Source organism: Vibrio sp. Y58_MX_L22 (assembly GCF_024181865.1).
Classification (GTDB): Bacteria; Pseudomonadota; Gammaproteobacteria; order Enterobacterales; family Vibrionaceae; genus Vibrio; species Vibrio alginolyticus.
Map to the genome: position 1 here is coordinate 794,961 of NZ_JAMZAN010000001.1, position 15,671 is coordinate 810,631.

The 15,671-nt window shown below is 45.4% G+C and carries 16 protein-coding genes; 5 read left to right on the forward strand and 11 right to left on the reverse strand.

The window, feature by feature from the left end:
* Nucleotides 1-89 precede the first annotated feature (89 nt).
* The 3 genes from NL626_RS03420 to NL626_RS03430 all read right to left on the reverse strand — a co-directional run bounded on the left by NL626_RS03420 (nucleotide 90) and on the right by NL626_RS03430 (nucleotide 2,424).
* Nucleotides 90-1,034 carry a LysR family transcriptional regulator gene (locus tag NL626_RS03420; protein ID WP_253656988.1) on the reverse strand — a complete coding sequence of 315 codons (945 nt, stop codon included), beginning with the start codon at nucleotides 1,032-1,034 and terminating at the stop codon, nucleotides 90-92.
* 88 nt (nucleotides 1,035-1,122) lie between these two features.
* Nucleotides 1,123-2,094: a lytic transglycosylase domain-containing protein gene (locus tag NL626_RS03425; protein ID WP_005388330.1), complete on the reverse strand. Its 972-nt coding sequence runs from the start codon at nucleotides 2,092-2,094 to the stop codon at nucleotides 1,123-1,125.
* Nucleotides 2,095-2,142: 48 nt separating this feature from the next.
* Entirely contained in the window at nucleotides 2,143-2,424 is a 282-nt protein-coding gene (locus NL626_RS03430; protein WP_005382303.1) for a YcgL domain-containing protein, read from the reverse strand.
* A gap of 197 nt (nucleotides 2,425-2,621) precedes the next feature.
* Between NL626_RS03430 and minC the strand changes: the two genes are divergently transcribed.
* Genes minC through minE form a run of 3 tightly spaced genes read left to right on the forward strand, consistent with a single transcriptional unit; the run spans nucleotide 2,622 to nucleotide 4,380 of the window.
* Complete coding sequence (gene minC, locus NL626_RS03435) at nucleotides 2,622-3,284, forward strand: septum site-determining protein MinC (RefSeq protein WP_005382304.1); 663 nt, start codon at nucleotides 2,622-2,624, stop codon at nucleotides 3,282-3,284.
* 17 nt (nucleotides 3,285-3,301) lie between these two features.
* Nucleotides 3,302-4,114, forward strand: a complete 813-nt coding sequence (gene minD, locus NL626_RS03440) for a septum site-determining protein MinD (protein ID WP_005388331.1) — start codon at nucleotides 3,302-3,304, stop codon at nucleotides 4,112-4,114.
* Nucleotides 4,115-4,116: 2 nt separating this feature from the next.
* Nucleotides 4,117-4,380 carry a cell division topological specificity factor MinE gene (gene minE / locus NL626_RS03445; RefSeq protein WP_005388332.1) on the forward strand — a complete coding sequence of 88 codons (264 nt, stop codon included), beginning with the start codon at nucleotides 4,117-4,119 and terminating at the stop codon, nucleotides 4,378-4,380.
* A 77-nt stretch (nucleotides 4,381-4,457) separates the two neighbouring features.
* Here minE and rnd read toward each other — a convergent pair whose 3' ends face one another.
* From rnd to NL626_RS03480, 7 genes are all read right to left on the reverse strand, one after another.
* Nucleotides 4,458-5,576: a ribonuclease D gene (rnd, locus tag NL626_RS03450; protein ID WP_031777213.1), complete on the reverse strand. Its 1,119-nt coding sequence runs from the start codon at nucleotides 5,574-5,576 to the stop codon at nucleotides 4,458-4,460.
* 78 nt (nucleotides 5,577-5,654) lie between these two features.
* Nucleotides 5,655-7,346 (reverse strand): long-chain-fatty-acid--CoA ligase FadD, encoded by a 1,692-nt coding sequence (gene fadD / locus NL626_RS03455; RefSeq protein WP_005382216.1) that lies wholly within the window; start codon nucleotides 7,344-7,346, stop codon nucleotides 5,655-5,657.
* Nucleotides 7,347-7,452: 106 nt separating this feature from the next.
* The gene (locus NL626_RS03460) at nucleotides 7,453-8,307 is read right to left on the reverse strand and encodes an alpha/beta fold hydrolase (protein ID WP_005382215.1); all 855 of its coding nucleotides are present in this window, start codon (nucleotides 8,305-8,307) and stop codon (nucleotides 7,453-7,455) included.
* Between the two features lie 6 nt (nucleotides 8,308-8,313).
* Nucleotides 8,314-8,871 carry a Slp family lipoprotein gene (locus NL626_RS03465; protein WP_005382214.1) on the reverse strand — a complete coding sequence of 186 codons (558 nt, stop codon included), beginning with the start codon at nucleotides 8,869-8,871 and terminating at the stop codon, nucleotides 8,314-8,316.
* Between the two features lie 41 nt (nucleotides 8,872-8,912).
* Entirely contained in the window at nucleotides 8,913-9,218 is a 306-nt protein-coding gene (locus tag NL626_RS03470) for a hypothetical protein (protein WP_017819942.1), read from the reverse strand.
* Nucleotides 9,219-9,278: 60 nt separating this feature from the next.
* Nucleotides 9,279-9,980, reverse strand: a complete 702-nt coding sequence (gene tsaB / locus NL626_RS03475) for a tRNA (adenosine(37)-N6)-threonylcarbamoyltransferase complex dimerization subunit type 1 TsaB (protein ID WP_017819943.1) — start codon at nucleotides 9,978-9,980, stop codon at nucleotides 9,279-9,281.
* Nucleotides 9,981-10,009: 29 nt separating this feature from the next.
* Nucleotides 10,010-11,950 carry an ATP-dependent DNA helicase gene (locus NL626_RS03480; RefSeq protein ID WP_253656989.1) on the reverse strand — a complete coding sequence of 647 codons (1,941 nt, stop codon included), beginning with the start codon at nucleotides 11,948-11,950 and terminating at the stop codon, nucleotides 10,010-10,012.
* A 218-nt stretch (nucleotides 11,951-12,168) separates the two neighbouring features.
* On the opposite strand from NL626_RS03480, the gene purU reads away from it, so the two are divergent.
* The gene (gene purU / locus NL626_RS03485; protein WP_005382206.1) at nucleotides 12,169-13,002 is read left to right on the forward strand and encodes a formyltetrahydrofolate deformylase; all 834 of its coding nucleotides are present in this window, start codon (nucleotides 12,169-12,171) and stop codon (nucleotides 13,000-13,002) included.
* A gap of 74 nt (nucleotides 13,003-13,076) precedes the next feature.
* Here the strand turns inward: purU and NL626_RS03490 are convergent, their stop codons facing one another.
* Nucleotides 13,077-13,676 (reverse strand): VOC family protein, encoded by a 600-nt coding sequence (locus NL626_RS03490; RefSeq protein WP_253656990.1) that lies wholly within the window; start codon nucleotides 13,674-13,676, stop codon nucleotides 13,077-13,079.
* Nucleotides 13,677-13,896: 220 nt separating this feature from the next.
* Between NL626_RS03490 and argS the strand changes: the two genes are divergently transcribed.
* Nucleotides 13,897-15,630: an arginine--tRNA ligase gene (gene argS / locus NL626_RS03495; RefSeq protein WP_253656991.1), complete on the forward strand. Its 1,734-nt coding sequence runs from the start codon at nucleotides 13,897-13,899 to the stop codon at nucleotides 15,628-15,630.
* Nucleotides 15,631-15,671 lie beyond the last annotated feature (41 nt).

Sequence of the window (15,671 nt, forward strand, 5' to 3'; positions counted from 1 at the left end):
TTTCCATATGGAAAATATGTTTCTGGTTCGGGAAAAAATTTTGTGAAGTGAATCACCTTATGTGTCGTTCTACAACGTCATTGATCCTGTTATTCAGGAATAGAGATGTAAGGCGCCAAACGTTGGTCCCAATGACAAGGGTTGCCGATCTTCTGTTTGATAAAGTTAATCACTGCGGATATTTTTTTTGGCATATGCTGGCGGCTTGGGTATACCGCATAAAACGGCATCGACTGGCTGGCTTTCCAGTCAGGTAACAGCTGTATTAACTTACCCGTTCTAAACTCATCCCCCAGCAAGTAAGTGGCAAGGTAGGCAATACCCCAACCTGCAATAGCCGCATCCCGAACGGCTTCTGCCAGATCCACTGAATAGTTACCCGAGACTTTTACGTTCAATTCTTGCTGATCTTTGGTAAACGCCCACCCCGTATAGTCACGCTCCCAGCTTCTGTATATGAGGCAGTTGTGAGCAGATAGGTCATCCGGTTCTGCTGGCGTGTCATGTTTCAATAAGTAATCTGGCGATGCCGCAACAACAAACTGGCAATCCGTCAAACGCTGCGCAATGTAACCTTCAGGCAAATGCTCGTTGTTGGTTACCCATAAATCGAGCCCTTCGGCTAACATATCGACCTTATAGTCAAACAGATGTACTTCCACTTGAAGTTGAGGATACAGTTCGCGTAACTCTTGAATCGCTGGAATAATGTGTAAGGTACCAAATGATTGCGACAACCCAAGACGTACCAAACCTGCTACTTCATCCCGCTGGGTTTCCATCTCTAATGTGGCGCTGCTCACCGCTTGTACCACTTGCTCACAGTGATGAAAAAAGGTTTTCCCTGCCTCAGTCGGCGTAAAGCTTCGCGTAGTGCGTTGAACAAGCTTGATACCAAGAGACGCTTCTAACTGACTTAACTGTTTACTCACATGAGACACCGACACGCCTAAGCTCTTTGCAGCAGCTGTGAAGCTTTTGTGTTTAAGAAGAGCGGAGAAAATCACCATTTGTGCGGCACGTTCAGATAACACGCTTTACCTCGATTTGGTTATAGAAAAAACAAAGGGCTCCGAAGAGCCCTTGTATTGAAGACTGGATGCCAAATTGTTTGATGGCAGATCAGTATTTAATGCGGTCAGCCAAGTGACTCACAGCAAGTGCGAAGTAGTAAGAGCGGTTCCACTTCATCAATACGTTGTAGTTATTGTAAACCAGATACGTACGACCATTCTCGTCGTCCGGCATGATCAACCATGCTTTGATGTCTTCATCCAGTTTTGGCAACGGGCTACCGTCATATTTTGTGATACCTAATTGGCTCCACTCTTGAAGGTATTTGCCTTTTTCAGCCGTGCGCCCTTCTAGACTGCGATCAATATTTTTAGGAACCTTAACTTGGCGACCCCAAGTATATTTATCATCCCAACCAGACTTGCTCAAATAGTTAGCGGTTGATGCAAACACGTCCGCTTCAGATTGCCATATGTCTTTTTTACCATCCCCGTTGCCGTCAGCAGCAAAACGAAGGAAAGAGCTTGGCATAAACTGGCATTGACCCATCGCACCAGCCCATGAGCCTTTAAAGTTCTCTAGCTCAATATGGCCTTGATCGAGGATCTGCAGTGCCGACATAGTCTCTTTACGGAAAAACTCTTCACGACGGCCTTCAAATGCCATTGTGGATAGTGCATCAATCACTTTAAAGTTGCCGGTAAACTTACCAAAGTTACTTTCAACTCCCCAAAGTGCCACAATAAAGCGCGGGTGGACACCGTACTCATCGCCTATACGCTTTAGCTCGGTGTAATGCTCTTTGTAGAGTTGTCTGGCTTGCTTCACCTTCCATTCAGGCACCGCGCGAGGAATGTACTCATCCAATGTCAGTTTCTTTTCTGGTTGGTTTCGGTCCGCTTTTACTGCTCGGGGCTTGTACTCAACATTAGCAAAAGCAGCACTAATGACCTGCTCTGAGATACCTTTATCACGAGCTTCAGCACGCAGCTTATTCAAGTATTCATCAAAACCCTCGCTACTTGCAAAAGCCGAGGTACACATACCAACGCTAAGCATGGTAGCCAGTATCTTTTTCATATTGCCCTCCTTGAGCAAGGCAGAAATCCCAGATGAAAAACGATGACGTTATTCGCCTTTCTGCTGGGCTTTTTGTTCTTTGTACTTTTCTAATAGGTTCTCCGGCGGCGGTGGAACCTGAAGAAAGAAGCCATCATTTTGTAATGAAGCCTTCACTTTTTCGATATCAACTTGTGCCAATTTACGGCCATCAAGTTTAATCGTCATGACAGCGATAGGCTTACCGAACATCTGCATTAAGGTGTCAGGAACCTGTGAAAAATCATCCTTTTTCGGAATATAGAGATAAGTACCTTCTTTTTTCGAGCTTTTATAAATAGAACAAAGCATGACACGCCTTTTATGCTGATTTAGCCGCGTTGAGTGCGGATTAGGTTGAAAACGTCAAATTCTCGCAAACTTAATAGCAAATTTGAGATTAATTCACCTATTTGCCCACGAGAGAACTTGCTGCGTCAAAGGATGAAATATAACATGACATACCTAGTTTAAGGCAACGCTCTTTCAATAAAGGCAAGAAGTCCACGATGACCCATTCACCAGACCTTAAAGGTAGCAGTTTTACATTGTCAGTTTTACACCTTTCTGACAATGAGATCGCAAAGACTGTCGAATTTTTGCAAGAAAAAGTTTCTCAAGCACCTTCTTTTTTTGCATCCGCGCCTTTGGTAATCAATATAGCAAAAGTACAAGGCGACATTGATTTCCCTAAGCTTAAACAAGGCATCTCAGATGCCGGTTTTATTCCGGTCGGTGTAACGGGCTGTAAAGACAAGCGTGTACAAAACCTTGCTTCCGAAGCTGGCTTCGCCATTATGTCGGCGAGCAAATCGCCAAGCCAAGCACCTGCCAAAATGGCACCAACGAAAGTAGTTCGTACGCCTGTCCGCTCAGGACAACAGATCTACGCAAAAGATGGTGATTTGGTGGTGCTAGCGCACGTAAGTGCAGGTGCTGAAGTCATTGCTGACGGCTCTATTCATATCCATGGCACACTTCGAGGTCGTGCGATTGCAGGAGCAAGTGGTCAGCAGGAAGCGCGTATTATTTGCCACGATTTACAAGCAGAACTGGTATCCATTGCGGGTGACTACTGGTTAAGCGATCAAATTGAAAGCGAGTACTGGCAAAAGAAAGTAATGATCAGTAAAGCCGATGAATCATTACATTTAGAAGTTCTCGCGATTTAATCTAAAAAGGAAAAAAAATGGCACGCATTATTGTAGTAACGTCTGGTAAAGGTGGCGTTGGTAAAACCACTTCAAGCGCAGCCATCGCCTCTGGTCTAGCTCTTAAGGGAAAAAAGACCGCGGTGATCGATTTTGACATCGGTTTGCGTAACCTCGATCTAATCATGGGCTGTGAGCGCCGCGTCGTGTATGACTTTGTAAACGTCATTAACGGCGAAGCGACATTAAACCAAGCGCTGATCAAAGATAAGCGCACGGACAACCTATTTATTCTTCCTGCTTCTCAAACTCGTGATAAAGACGCACTGACAAAAGATGGTGTTCAGCGCGTATTCGGCGAACTTGATGAAATGGGCTTTGATTTCATTATTTGTGATTCACCAGCAGGTATAGAGCAAGGCGCGTTAATGGCCTTGTACTATGCCGATGAAGCCATTGTCACAACGAACCCAGAAGTCTCTTCTGTGCGTGACTCTGACCGCATTCTCGGTATTTTAGATTCTAAGTCACTGCGTGCAGAACAAGGGCTAGAGCCAGTAAAACAGCATCTGTTACTGACTCGCTACAACCCATCTCGCGTCACTCAAGGCGAAATGCTAAGCGTTGAAGACGTTGAGGAGATCTTACATATTCCACTACTGGGCGTGATTCCAGAAAGCCAAGCCGTGCTTAACGCGTCAAACAAAGGTGTGCCAGTCACTTTTGACGATAACACCGATGCGGGTATGGCTTATTCTGACACCGTTGATCGCTTATTAGGCAATCAGGTTGAATTTCGTTTCCTTACTGAGGAGAAGAAAGGACTCTTTAAACGACTCTTTGGAGGCTAGACATGTCATTATTAGAATTTTTCCGTCCACAGAAGAAAACTTCTGCGAATCTAGCTAAAGAGCGTTTGCAAATCATTGTCGCAGAGCGCCGCAGCCAAAATGATCCTGCGCCGTCTTACTTGCCTCAATTAAAAGAAGACATCTTGAAGGTGATCAGCAAGTACGTGGCAATTGATCCAAATATGGTTGACTTAACATTTGAGCACAAAGACGACGATATCTCAGTTCTTGAGCTAAATGTGAAGCTACCAGACGAAGAAAAGTAATCAGTTTCTCTCGCCAGACGAATGCTCTAATTAGAACGAAAAAGGTTGGCATCGAGGCCAACCTTTTTCATCTTTCATTACTTTAATGCTTTGTTCATCTTGTCGCCGAGTAAATCCAAACGCCACCCTTGCATCAAATCAGGCAACACTTCTGGGTCACGATCTTTTTTCCAAACCCAACTGATCAACTGATTGATCTGCTTTTTAGAGGCAAGGAACTCCGTGGCTAAACCAGACTTCTGCGAAGCCGATTTCACCAAGTCTTTCATATTTTTGAAGACCTGCTTGTAACCCGGATAGTCCATTAAACGCTCAATTTTCGCAGGATACTCTTCAGAAGGTGTTTGCTTCGCTTGTTTAACAATCGCGGCAATCTTCGCGCCATGGCGGTTAATCGCTCGGATATCAATATCTTCTGCTTCCATCTTCTTAAAGTTCGTTAAACCAAGACGAGCGACCGTTAATAGATCACCTTCTTTGAAGATAAAGTTCAGCGCTAAATCTCGTTTGATTGCTTCACGATAACGCCACGTCGCCAATGGCTTTAAAATCGCCAGCTCAGAAGGTTTTAATTGCCAAGCGCCCTTAATATCAAGGTAGGCATTCTCTTCATTGGTTACGCGAATACGTTTCGAAACGAGTAAATCACTTTCTTGCTGTACAGCTTCCCACCAACCTGCTTGCGTCACCTTATCGAACAGCTTTTCGTATAACGGTAACAAGTAATGAACATCTGCGGCAGCATAATCTAATTGCTTTTGTGTCAGTGGACGAGCCATCCAGTCGGTACGTGATTCACTTTTGTCGAGCTCTACGCCTAAATATTCTTCCACCAGCGATGCGAAGCCTGTCGATAGGCCGTGACCGAGAAAAGCGGCCATCAGCTGCGTATCCACCATAGGGAATGGTGTACAACCAAAAGCGTTTTGGAAAACTTCTAAATCTTCACCACATGCGTGCAGCACTTTTAGCACAGAAGTATCTTTTAATAGCGCTACAAACGGCGTCATATCCGTTAATTCAGTCGGATCAATCAGCGAGAGGCGATTACCATCGAAAAGCTGAATCAGACCTAACTGCGGGTAGAAAGTGCGAATACGAACGAATTCGGTATCCAGCATCACTACGTCTGCCTCTCGGGCATGAGTGCAAACCTCTTCTAGGTCTTTGTTTTTAGTAATAATTTGATAGTTCACATACTTCTCGCTATAAAAATGCCAGCAAAACGCTGGCATTCTATCATTTTTTAAATCTCTCGACTCGACGAAATCGGCTTATGCGCTTTTCTTCGCAAGTTCAGCGTCATTCTCTTCGCGTAAAACACGACGCAAGATCTTACCGACATTGGTTTTAGGTAAGTCTTCGCGGAACTCAACCAACTTCGGAACTTTGTAGCCAGTTAAGTGTTCTCGACAATGCGCGATCACTTCGTCTTTGGTCAAGCTCGGATCACGTTTCACGACATAAATCTTCACTAATTCACCAGACACTTCATGCGGCTGACCAATAGCAGCAACTTCAAGTACTTTGCCGTGTAGTGCTACAACGTCTTCAATTTCGTTCGGGTAAACATTAAAGCCTGATACTAAGATCATGTCTTTCTTACGGTCAACGATATGCAGGAAGCCTTCGTCATCGAACTTAACGATGTCGCCAGTTGATAGCCAGCCGTCTTCGTTAATCGTATCTTTCGTTGCTTCAGGTCGTTGCCAGTAACCTTGCATAACCTGAGGACCACGAACTTGAAGTTCACCAGTTTCAGTATTCGCAAGAGCGTTGCCTTCTTCGTCCACGATACGAACTTCTGTTGATGGTACCGGCAGACCAATAGAGCCATTGTATTCAACAAGATCATGCGGATATGCCGCCACCAACGGAGAACACTCTGTTAGACCGTAACCTTCGAGCAAATAGCAACCCGTGGTCTTTTGCCATCTTTCTGCCACTGAGCGCTGCACTGCCATGCCGCCGCCAACGGCTAAACGTAGATTACTGAAATCCAACTCGTGGAAATCTTCATTGTTGACCAATGCATTAAATAAGGTATTCACGCCCGTAATCGCAGTAAACGGATGCTTTTGTAGCTCTTTCACGAACCCTGGAATATCTCTAGGGTTGGTAATAAGTAAGTTACGACCACCCATTTCGACAAACAGCAGACAGTTTACGGTAAGAGCAAATACGTGATACAGCGGTAATGCTGTTACGACTAATTCACGCCCCGGAGATAAAACCGGTCCGTACGCGCCTTTTGCCTGTAGAACGTTCGCAATCATGTTGCGGTGAGTCAGAATCGCGCCTTTCGCGACACCTGTCGTCCCCCCCGTATATTGCAGGAATGCAATGTCATCCCCAGACATAAACGGTTTAACGTATTGTAGACGACGACCTTTACGTAGAGCCTGACGCATTGAGATTGCACCAGGTAAATCGTACTTAGGCACCATGCCCTTAACGTACTTCACGACAAAATCGACAATCGTACCTTTCGCTCGTGGCAGCATTTGACCAAGACTGGTTAACACTACGTGTTTGACTGGTGTTTTATCGACAATTTGTTCTAACGTATTCGCAAAGTTAGACACAATCACAATCGTCGTCGCACCTGAGTCATTCAATTGGTGTTCAAGTTCACGAGGAGTGTAAAGTGGGTTAACGTTTACGGCGATACAACCTGCACGCAAAATACCAAACAACGCCACTGGGTATTGCAGTAGGTTTGGCATCATCAGAGCAACACGGTCACCCTTTTGCAGTTTTAACTCGTTTTGCAGATACGCTGCGAATGCGCGACTACGCTCTTCCAATTTACGGAAGGTCATAACCGAGCCCATGTTCATGAATGCTGGTTGGTCTGCATATTTTTGTACAGACTGTTCAAACATTTCTACCAAAGACTCATATTGCTCTGGATTAATGGTTTCAGGTACGTCACTTGGATAACGTGAAAGCCATGGTTTATCCACGATGTTACTCCTCGTTTATAACTGGCTAAAAAATAGCGTCCTTTTTATTTTGAAAGCTATTACAGCACAGCGAACGTGCTTGAGCACGCAACTCTCAAACACTTGTTTAAATTTTGTTAACTACACCAAGAATTCGCGTTGCGACCTCGAGTATTTGCTCTAAATGACAGTGATGACCACCCTTGACAGAAACCACTTGCGGTGGGTTCTCTCCCCAATCAGCTTGGTTAGATGGTAAATTCTGAAATCCTTGATCGCCTAATACAATCAAATGAGGACAACGTATTTGGCTGGTAATCGAGTTAGCATGCGCTTGCGCCATTCGGTAAAGCGACGCACATTTTAACTTGGCGTCATGCCGCCAATACCATTTATCTCCTCGCTGCTCTGTTCCACGCTCGACTATCGGTAGAAGTTGCTCAGCGGTTAATTGGTTGGCTTGCATGCGTAATTTTAACGCCAGATCGAAGGAGGCAATGGCTCGCTCTGGCTTGTTTTGCTGTCTTATTCGACTTAAAACGCCATCGCGAAGACGAGGCAAACTGTTAGTAGGATCCTCATGAAGAGGTCCTGCTCCCTCAATTTGCACAAGAGCTTCGACCTGCTCTGGAAACGCTGCACTATAGCAACTTGCGATTAAAGCACCAAGTGAATGCCCTACTAATATCAGTCTGTTTGGTGATAATTCGTCCAAAAACTGATACAAATCGGCAATATAGTCGTGAAAGGGGTAATAATTATCGTGAGATTTATGACTCGATAAACCGTGACCAAAATGATCGATGGCGAGGAGGTGTAAGTGAGGATTAAGTTGATTCAACTGCTCCATGAGCGCTTTAAAGCTGCCCGCATTATCTAACCACCCATGAAGAAAAACGACTGACAAGTCAGCCGTTTTCTCGTTCCCTATCTCAAGGGCTGCCATTTTGCCGGCAGGAAGCTCGAATTGACGCTCATGCATCGCAGATTATTTGACCTGTTTTATCACTTTACCGTCTTGCGGGAAATCATTACGCCACATGCGGCAGTTAATCGAGTAACATGGGTAAAAGTAGGTTGGCGAGTCATACATGCGTACACGTTCTTCAATTTTCCATAAACGGTACCCTTCCCCCTTAATTACTGGGAAGATGTAACCGTGCTCACCGATCTTTCCTTCTTCTTCCCCTGCTCCTTTGCCTACAACCGTCACCAAACGGCCTTCACTAAAGGCGACAGGCTCTAAATAGCCATCAAAATAGGCGACAAAACGCCCCGTAGGCTCTTCATCAATATCAGGTTTACCAGACTTACTGATAGGAAGGTTTACAATCTCTAGACGCGTTTTATCTTTAAAGTTATCCACTTTAGCGATGATTCCACCAAGGCGAACATCTTCACTCACTTGCCCCTGAGACTCAGCAAACGCTTTATAGTCTGTAACGACCAATTCTGTGCTTGCATTTAGCTCCTCTGGCAAAGAGCTACACGCAGACAAACCAACCGTAGCAAATAATGCGAGAAAAAACCGTCCAAAAACCTTCATAAACCACCTTTCAATATTAGTAACCCCAAGCTGGGGAGATCTCACACGTAAATATCGACACCAAGTAATTGAGCCAGTTCCTCTTTTTTAGCTCGATTCATGACATCCATGTACTGCTCCATTGCTTTACGTGCGCCCCCTTCAGGAAGGTCATATTGCACTTGAGCTCGGTGAATTTGGGACTCATCCACGTGTTTTATGGAGTGCGCCACGGCGTTAGCAACCTTTGAAGGCTGACCTACAGGCTGCTTTGTTTGTGATTTATTTACCTGCTTCTTTTGACTGGCTTTATGAGTGCGATTTGCACCGGGAATCAAAGAAGGAGGCAAGCCATTAATCGACGCCATAGCACTCCATAAAAATACAGGGCAAACGCCCTGCTTTTTGTCAGGTTAATGAAAAACGGACTATTCGCGACCAGGAAGTTTTTTCCATGTCACATTATCACGTAAATAAACAGGGCTCGAATCTTCGACCGGCACGGTATTACCCTTTTTAAATTCTTGTTCAGCAAGAATCACGATGTCTTGTGAATCAGGGTACAGAACGTCACTATGCGTCAAATTAAACGGTAGGTCTGCTAATACTTCTTGGTAAGCATCCCAACCAGTACCTGCTGTCGTCCACGTTTTGTCGTCTGCTTGTGCTTCTTCAACGAGACGTGCTGGTGGAATTACGCACTCTGCATCCATCTCTGCCCACTCACCGTTTGCTTGGCGAGTGTAACGTGCCCAGTAAACTTCACCCATACGTGCGTCAATAGCCACAGCGACATCGGTCACACCATGTAAGCGATAGCTACCTTGAGCCATTGCAGCCAGCGTTGAAACGCCGATCATAGGTAAGTCAGCACCGAACGCCAAACCTTGTGCGATACCAATACCGATACGAACGCCAGTAAAGCTACCTGGACCACGTCCAAACGCTAACGCATCCAGCTCTTGTAGAGTCAGGCCAGCTTCTTTGAGTACTTCATCAACCATTGGCAGTACTTTTTTGGTGTGATCGCGTGGTGCAACCGCGCTACGTGAAATCACTTGATCATTAGCCAACAACGCAACTGAACAGTTTTCAGTCGCTGTATCGATAGCAAGAATTTTTGCGCTCATTTAACTCTCTACAACTCTCATTTATTGGGTTATGCCTCAGCACTTGCGTCTGTGACAGATTGTTCTGCTTTCAGGAATGCTTTGATTCCATCTAAGTCTCGCGTCCTTGGGATAGGTGGTAGACTTCCGAGGAAAATACCACCATAGTCTCGCGTGACGAGGCGATTATCACAAATGATCAACGCACCGTGATCCTTCTGATCTCGAATTAATCGCCCGACTCCCTGCTTTAACGTAATCACTGCATCCGGGATTTGTACTTCAGCAAATGGTTCACCGCCACGTAATCGACAATCCTCGATACGGGCTTTGAGTAACGGATCGTCAGGGGCGGTAAACGGTAATTTGTCGATAATAACACAGCTCAGCGCATCACCTCTAACATCAATCCCTTCCCAGAAAGCGCCCGTCGCCACGAGTAAAGCGTTACCCAGTTCCATAAACTCCGCCAAGGTTTTCTGCTTACTCATCTCCCCTTGCATTAACACAGGCAGCTCAAGTACTTCTCGGAACTTCTCACCTAGTTCACGCATCATGCTGTGCGAGGTACATAAAAAGAAGCAGCGACCATCATTTTCTTCAATCACCGGAGCAAGCATTCGGACTAACTTATCCGCTAAGCCGTTACTGTTTGGCTCTGGCAAATACCTTGGCACACAAAGGCGCGCTTGCTTTTGATAATCAAAGGGGGACGGCAGAGAAAATTGCTTTGTAGGCTTGAGGCCAAGGCGCTCAGTAAAGTGCTTGAAATCGCCCGATACGGCTAGGGTTGCTGACGTGAAAATCCAAGCGCCTTGTTTAATCTCTATTTGCTCATGGAACTTGTCCGCGACAGAAAGAGGCGTAATGTGCAGAGCGAAATGACGAGGCGAGGTATCGTACCAGTATGAGTAACCGGTAATATCGACATCACATACCCGGTCGATACGGCCTTTGATCAAATTTGCTCGTTCAAAGGCGGTATCCAGTAATTGACTGCGCCCTAAGGCTATTTTGAGTACATCAATCGCCAATTCGAGGCTGTCAGTTAAGCGCAATAATTCTCGCTTAATAGAACCTGATTGCAACGCCTCACGCCAGTTGCCACGAAAGCCTGGCTCACCCAATACAATCCGCATGTCCATTGCGCTTTGCATGAGTTTGTCGCCCACTTTTTGCAATTGACGCATATCTTTGGCTTCGGTGTGATAGGCTATTTCAATGTCTTTGGCAAGATCGTGAATTTGGCGGCTTGAAACTGACTGGCCGAAATATTCGCTCGCAATATCTGGCAACTGATGAGCTTCATCAAAAATAAACACATCGGCTTCTGGAATCAGTTCACCGAATCCTGTTTCTTTGATCGCTAAATCAGCAAGAAACAAGTGATGGTTCACTACAACAATGTCGGAATCCATGGCTCGCTTACGCGCTTTCAATACAAAGCAATCAGTGTAGCTCGGACATTCTTTACCTAAACAGTTATCATTGGTTGAGGTGATAGTCGGAATGATCATGCTGTCTTCTGGTAGATCATCACAATCCCCAAGGTCACCTGTTTTGGTTTCTGATGACCAAGCACGCACTTTAACAAGTTGAGTTAATAATGTCGGGTCAGATTCATTAGTATGGCTTTCGACCATTTGGCGGCTCAAACGATCCAAACACAGATAATTAGAACGCCCTTTTAATAACGCCACTTGGCCATAAAAACCAAGCGCATTGACCATGAGCGGTAAGTCACGATGGTACAACTGCTCTTGCAAGTTTTTCGAGCCTGTACTGATGATCACTTTTTTACCGCTTAACAGCGCAGGGACTAAGTAGGCGAAGGTCTTACCGGTTCCGGTTCCTGCCTCCACCACCAACTGGGTTTGATCTTTGATCGCACTGCTGACGGCTTCCGCCATATCGATTTGTGGCTGACGAGCTTGAAAGCCAGGAATGGCCTTACCTAACGCGCCATCAGAGGAAAAAGTTTTTGCGATCATGCTTGGTATTGAGTTTGAAAAATTATCGAGAGTATATCAGAGGAATAGGAGTGACATCAGCCCACAATCTGACCAGCTTGCGGCGACACAAGGATATTTTGTTGAAACCAACGTAAGAATAGATTATTTATGGTGAAACATGGCAGTACAGTTACACCCGCCAGGGAATAATAACAAATTAGTACGCTAAAATATTAATGCATGGAAGTACCTGATTTATGGAAAAGAAAACACTGTTGACCCACTGTTCTGACGCCCCGGGTCTCATCTCGAAAATTACTAATATCTGTTACAAGCACCAACTCAACATCGTTCACAATAACGAATTTGTTGATAATACCAGTGGCCACTTTTTCATGAGAACGGAGCTGGAGGGATACTTCAACGATCAAACGTTTCTTGCCGACTTGGACCAAGCTCTCCCGCAAGGTGCTAAGCGTAAATTGGTTGGCTCTCGCCGTAAGCGCATCGTCATTCTCGTCACAAAAGAAGCGCATTGTTTAGGCGATATTCTGATGAAAACCTACGATGGAAGCCTAGATGTTGAGATCGCCGCTGTGGTGGGGAATTACGACAAACTGCAAACTCTCACTGAACGCTTCGACATTCCTTACCACCATGTGACCCATGAAAACCTTAGCCGTGAAGAACACGAGCAGAAGATGCTAGAAGTGATCGATCAATACGATGCTGACTTTTTGGTGCTAGCTAAATACATGCGCGTATTAACGCCGACGTTTGTTGAGAAATATCACCACAAAATCATTAATATTCATCACAGCTTCTTACCTGCTTTTATTGGCGCGAAGCCATATCAACAAGCTTACGATCGCGGTGTGAAAATCATCGGTGCAACAGCACACTTCGTGACTAATGATTTAGATGAAGGGCCGATCATCAAGCAAGACGTAATTCCTGTCGACCATACATTCAATGCCCAAGATATGGCGCAAGCTGGACGCGATGTAGAGAAGAACGTATTGAGTAAGGCTTTGAATAAAGTGATCAATGACCACGTCTTTGTTTATGGGAATAAGACAGTGATCCTTTAAGTTCATCGCTTTTGAATGAAAGAAAGGGTTGCTCATTTGCAAACCTTTCTTCTTTCTAGTCGTTCAAAACTTGCTTATTCAGCCTGCTCAGACTCCACAATACGCTTAAGTGAATGCGGGTGCAGTTTGATACAAATGCCTTGGTATTTAAACGCCACGGTTGGGTTTTTCAAGCGTTCGCCATCCCCTTTCGGGCTCGATAGTTTGATCTTCACACCCAGCTCTTCCAACTCGTTAAAACGCGCGCCAAACGCTGGGTAAGTGTGTTTCAAATCAGCAAGAAACTCATCTGAGGTATCGGCGTGAGATGGAATCACGAACTCCACATGCTCCCAACTTTCGCTTGGGTAGATTTTGCCTTCCGCAGGGTATGGCAGCTCCAGACACTCTATCTTCCAGCCACGGCTTTCTAACGCCTTGTCGAATTCAATAACAATAATTGGGCGACCGTTGATTTTCGCTTGTGAAATCACCTTACCGTATTGATTCCATGCTTCATGCGCGGCTTTCGCTGTTTCAGTATCATTAATACGCAGCGCAATATGGTCAGCTTGAGCAAAGCTCAGATCCAGTTTTAACAGGGATGCAAGCTCTTCAATCTTCGCCATAAATGCATCCAGATCTTGGATCATCAATTCAGGCGCTAGGCGTTTTTCAACTAGTTGAGTCGTCATTGTGGCTCTCTTATGGGGCGATTTATCTCATTACTCTGAGCGCAATAGTAAACGCAAACCAAGCCACATTTCCATTCAATCGAAAAAGTATAAATTTCCCCAATTCCTCTCTGTATGAAAAGCAATAAAGTTGTTATCATTAGCCCCATTTTTGTGAACTCCAACAGAACTCGGCACTTACTTCGCCGAGTTCTTCGTCCTTGAATTGAAGGAAACGCGTGTGAATATCCAAGCACTTATTAATGACAAAGTATCTCAGGCTCTAGAAGCCGCTGGCGCACCTGCAGGTAGTCCTGCGGCAGTACGCCAATCAGCAAAGCCACAATTTGGTGACTACCAAGCAAACGGCGTAATGGGCGTTGCTAAAAAACTGGGTACTAACCCACGAGAATTTGCACAGAAAGTACTGGATGTTCTAGACCTAGATGGTATTGCGAGCAAGACAGAAATCGCAGGTCCTGGTTTCATCAACATTTTCCTAAGCGAAGAGTTCCTAGCAAAACAAGCGGAAGCAGCATTGGCTGATTCACGTCTTGGCGTTGCAGCAGACGAAGCTCAAACTATCGTTGCTGACTACTCTGCACCAAACGTTGCGAAAGAAATGCACGTTGGTCACCTACGTTCAACCATCATCGGTGATGCAGTAGTACGTACTCTTGAGTTCCTAGGTCACAAAGTGATCCGTGCGAACCACATCGGTGACTGGGGTACTCAGTTCGGTATGCTTATCGCAAACCTTGAGCGTGTACAACAAGAGTCTGGCGAAGTTTCTATGGAACTGGCTGACCTTGAAGGCTTCTACCGTGAGTCTAAGAAACTGTACGACGAAGACGAAGAATTCGCAGTTAAAGCACGTAACTACGTTGTGAAACTGCAAAGCGGCGACGAGTTCTGCGCAGAAATGTGGAAGAAGCTGGTTGACGTAACCATGATTCAAAACCAACGCAACTACGATCGTCTAAACGTATCTCTAACTCGTGATGACGTAATGGGCGAAAGCATGTACAACGACATGCTACCTAAGATCGTAGCAGACCTTAAAGCACAAGGCCTTGCGGTTGAAGATGATGGCGCACAAGTTGTGTTCCTTGAAGAATTCAAGAACAAAGACGGCGAAGCGATGGGCGTTATCGTTCAGAAACGTGACGGCGGCTTCCTATACACAACAACGGATATCGCATGTGCGAAATACCGTTACGAAGAACTAGGTGCGGACCGCGTACTTTACTTCATCGACTCTCGTCAACACCAACACCTAATGCAAGCTTGGACAATTGTTCGTAAGGCAGGCTACGTACCTGAGTCAGTATCTCTTGAGCACCACGCGTTCGGCATGATGCTTGGTAAAGATGGTAAGCCATTCAAAACTCGCGCGGGTGGTACCGTTCGTCTTGCCGACCTTCTAGATGAAGCAGAAGTTCGTGCAGCACAACTGATCGAATCTAAAAACCCTGAACTAGATGCGGAAGAAAAAGAGAAGATCTCTAAAACAGTTGCAATGGCAGCGGTTAAATACTCTGACTTATCTAAACACCGTACGACTGACTACGTGTTCGATTGGGACAACATGTTAGCGTTTGAAGGTAACACAGCACCATACATGCAATATGCATACACTCGCGTAGCTTCTATTTTCGCTAAAGCTGGTGTTGCTATGGACGCTCTCCAAGGCGACATCAAAATCACTGATGAGAAAGAGAAAGCACTTATTGCTAAACTTATGCAGTTCGAAGAAGCGGTTCAATCTGTCGCTCGCGAAGGCCAACCGCACATCATGTGTAGCTACCTATTCGAACTAGCAGGTCAGTTCTCTAGTTTCTACGAAGCGTGCCCTATCCTAGTTGCTGAAGACGAAGCTGTGAAACAAAGCCGTCTGAAACTAGCAGCGCTAACAGCGAAGACCATCAAGCAAGGTCTGTCTCTACTAGGTATCGATACTCTAGAGCGTATGTAAGCGATTCTAGAATCGAGACGATTTAGAAAGGTTGGCGTGAA

Coding starts and splice junctions, on each gene's coding strand:
- NL626_RS03425 (WP_005388330.1), bottom strand. CDS start 2,094: ATGAAAAAGATACTGGCTACCATGCTTAGCGTTGGTATGTGTACCTCG.
- minC (WP_005382304.1), top strand. CDS start 2,622: ATGACCCATTCACCAGACCTTAAAGGTAGCAGTTTTACATTGTCAGTT.
- NL626_RS03430 (WP_005382303.1), bottom strand. CDS start 2,424: ATGCTTTGTTCTATTTATAAAAGCTCGAAAAAAGAAGGTACTTATCTC.
- minD (WP_005388331.1), top strand. CDS start 3,302: ATGGCACGCATTATTGTAGTAACGTCTGGTAAAGGTGGCGTTGGTAAA.
- NL626_RS03480 (WP_253656989.1), bottom strand. CDS start 11,950: ATGATCGCAAAAACTTTTTCCTCTGATGGCGCGTTAGGTAAGGCCATT.
- minE (WP_005388332.1), top strand. CDS start 4,117: ATGTCATTATTAGAATTTTTCCGTCCACAGAAGAAAACTTCTGCGAAT.
- NL626_RS03460 (WP_005382215.1), bottom strand. CDS start 8,307: ATGCATGAGCGTCAATTCGAGCTTCCTGCCGGCAAAATGGCAGCCCTT.
- NL626_RS03465 (WP_005382214.1), bottom strand. CDS start 8,871: ATGAAGGTTTTTGGACGGTTTTTTCTCGCATTATTTGCTACGGTTGGT.
- NL626_RS03470 (WP_017819942.1), bottom strand. CDS start 9,218: ATGGCGTCGATTAATGGCTTGCCTCCTTCTTTGATTCCCGGTGCAAAT.
- tsaB (WP_017819943.1), bottom strand. CDS start 9,980: ATGAGCGCAAAAATTCTTGCTATCGATACAGCGACTGAAAACTGTTCA.
- purU (WP_005382206.1), top strand. CDS start 12,169: ATGGAAAAGAAAACACTGTTGACCCACTGTTCTGACGCCCCGGGTCTC.
- NL626_RS03490 (WP_253656990.1), bottom strand. CDS start 13,676: ATGACGACTCAACTAGTTGAAAAACGCCTAGCGCCTGAATTGATGATC.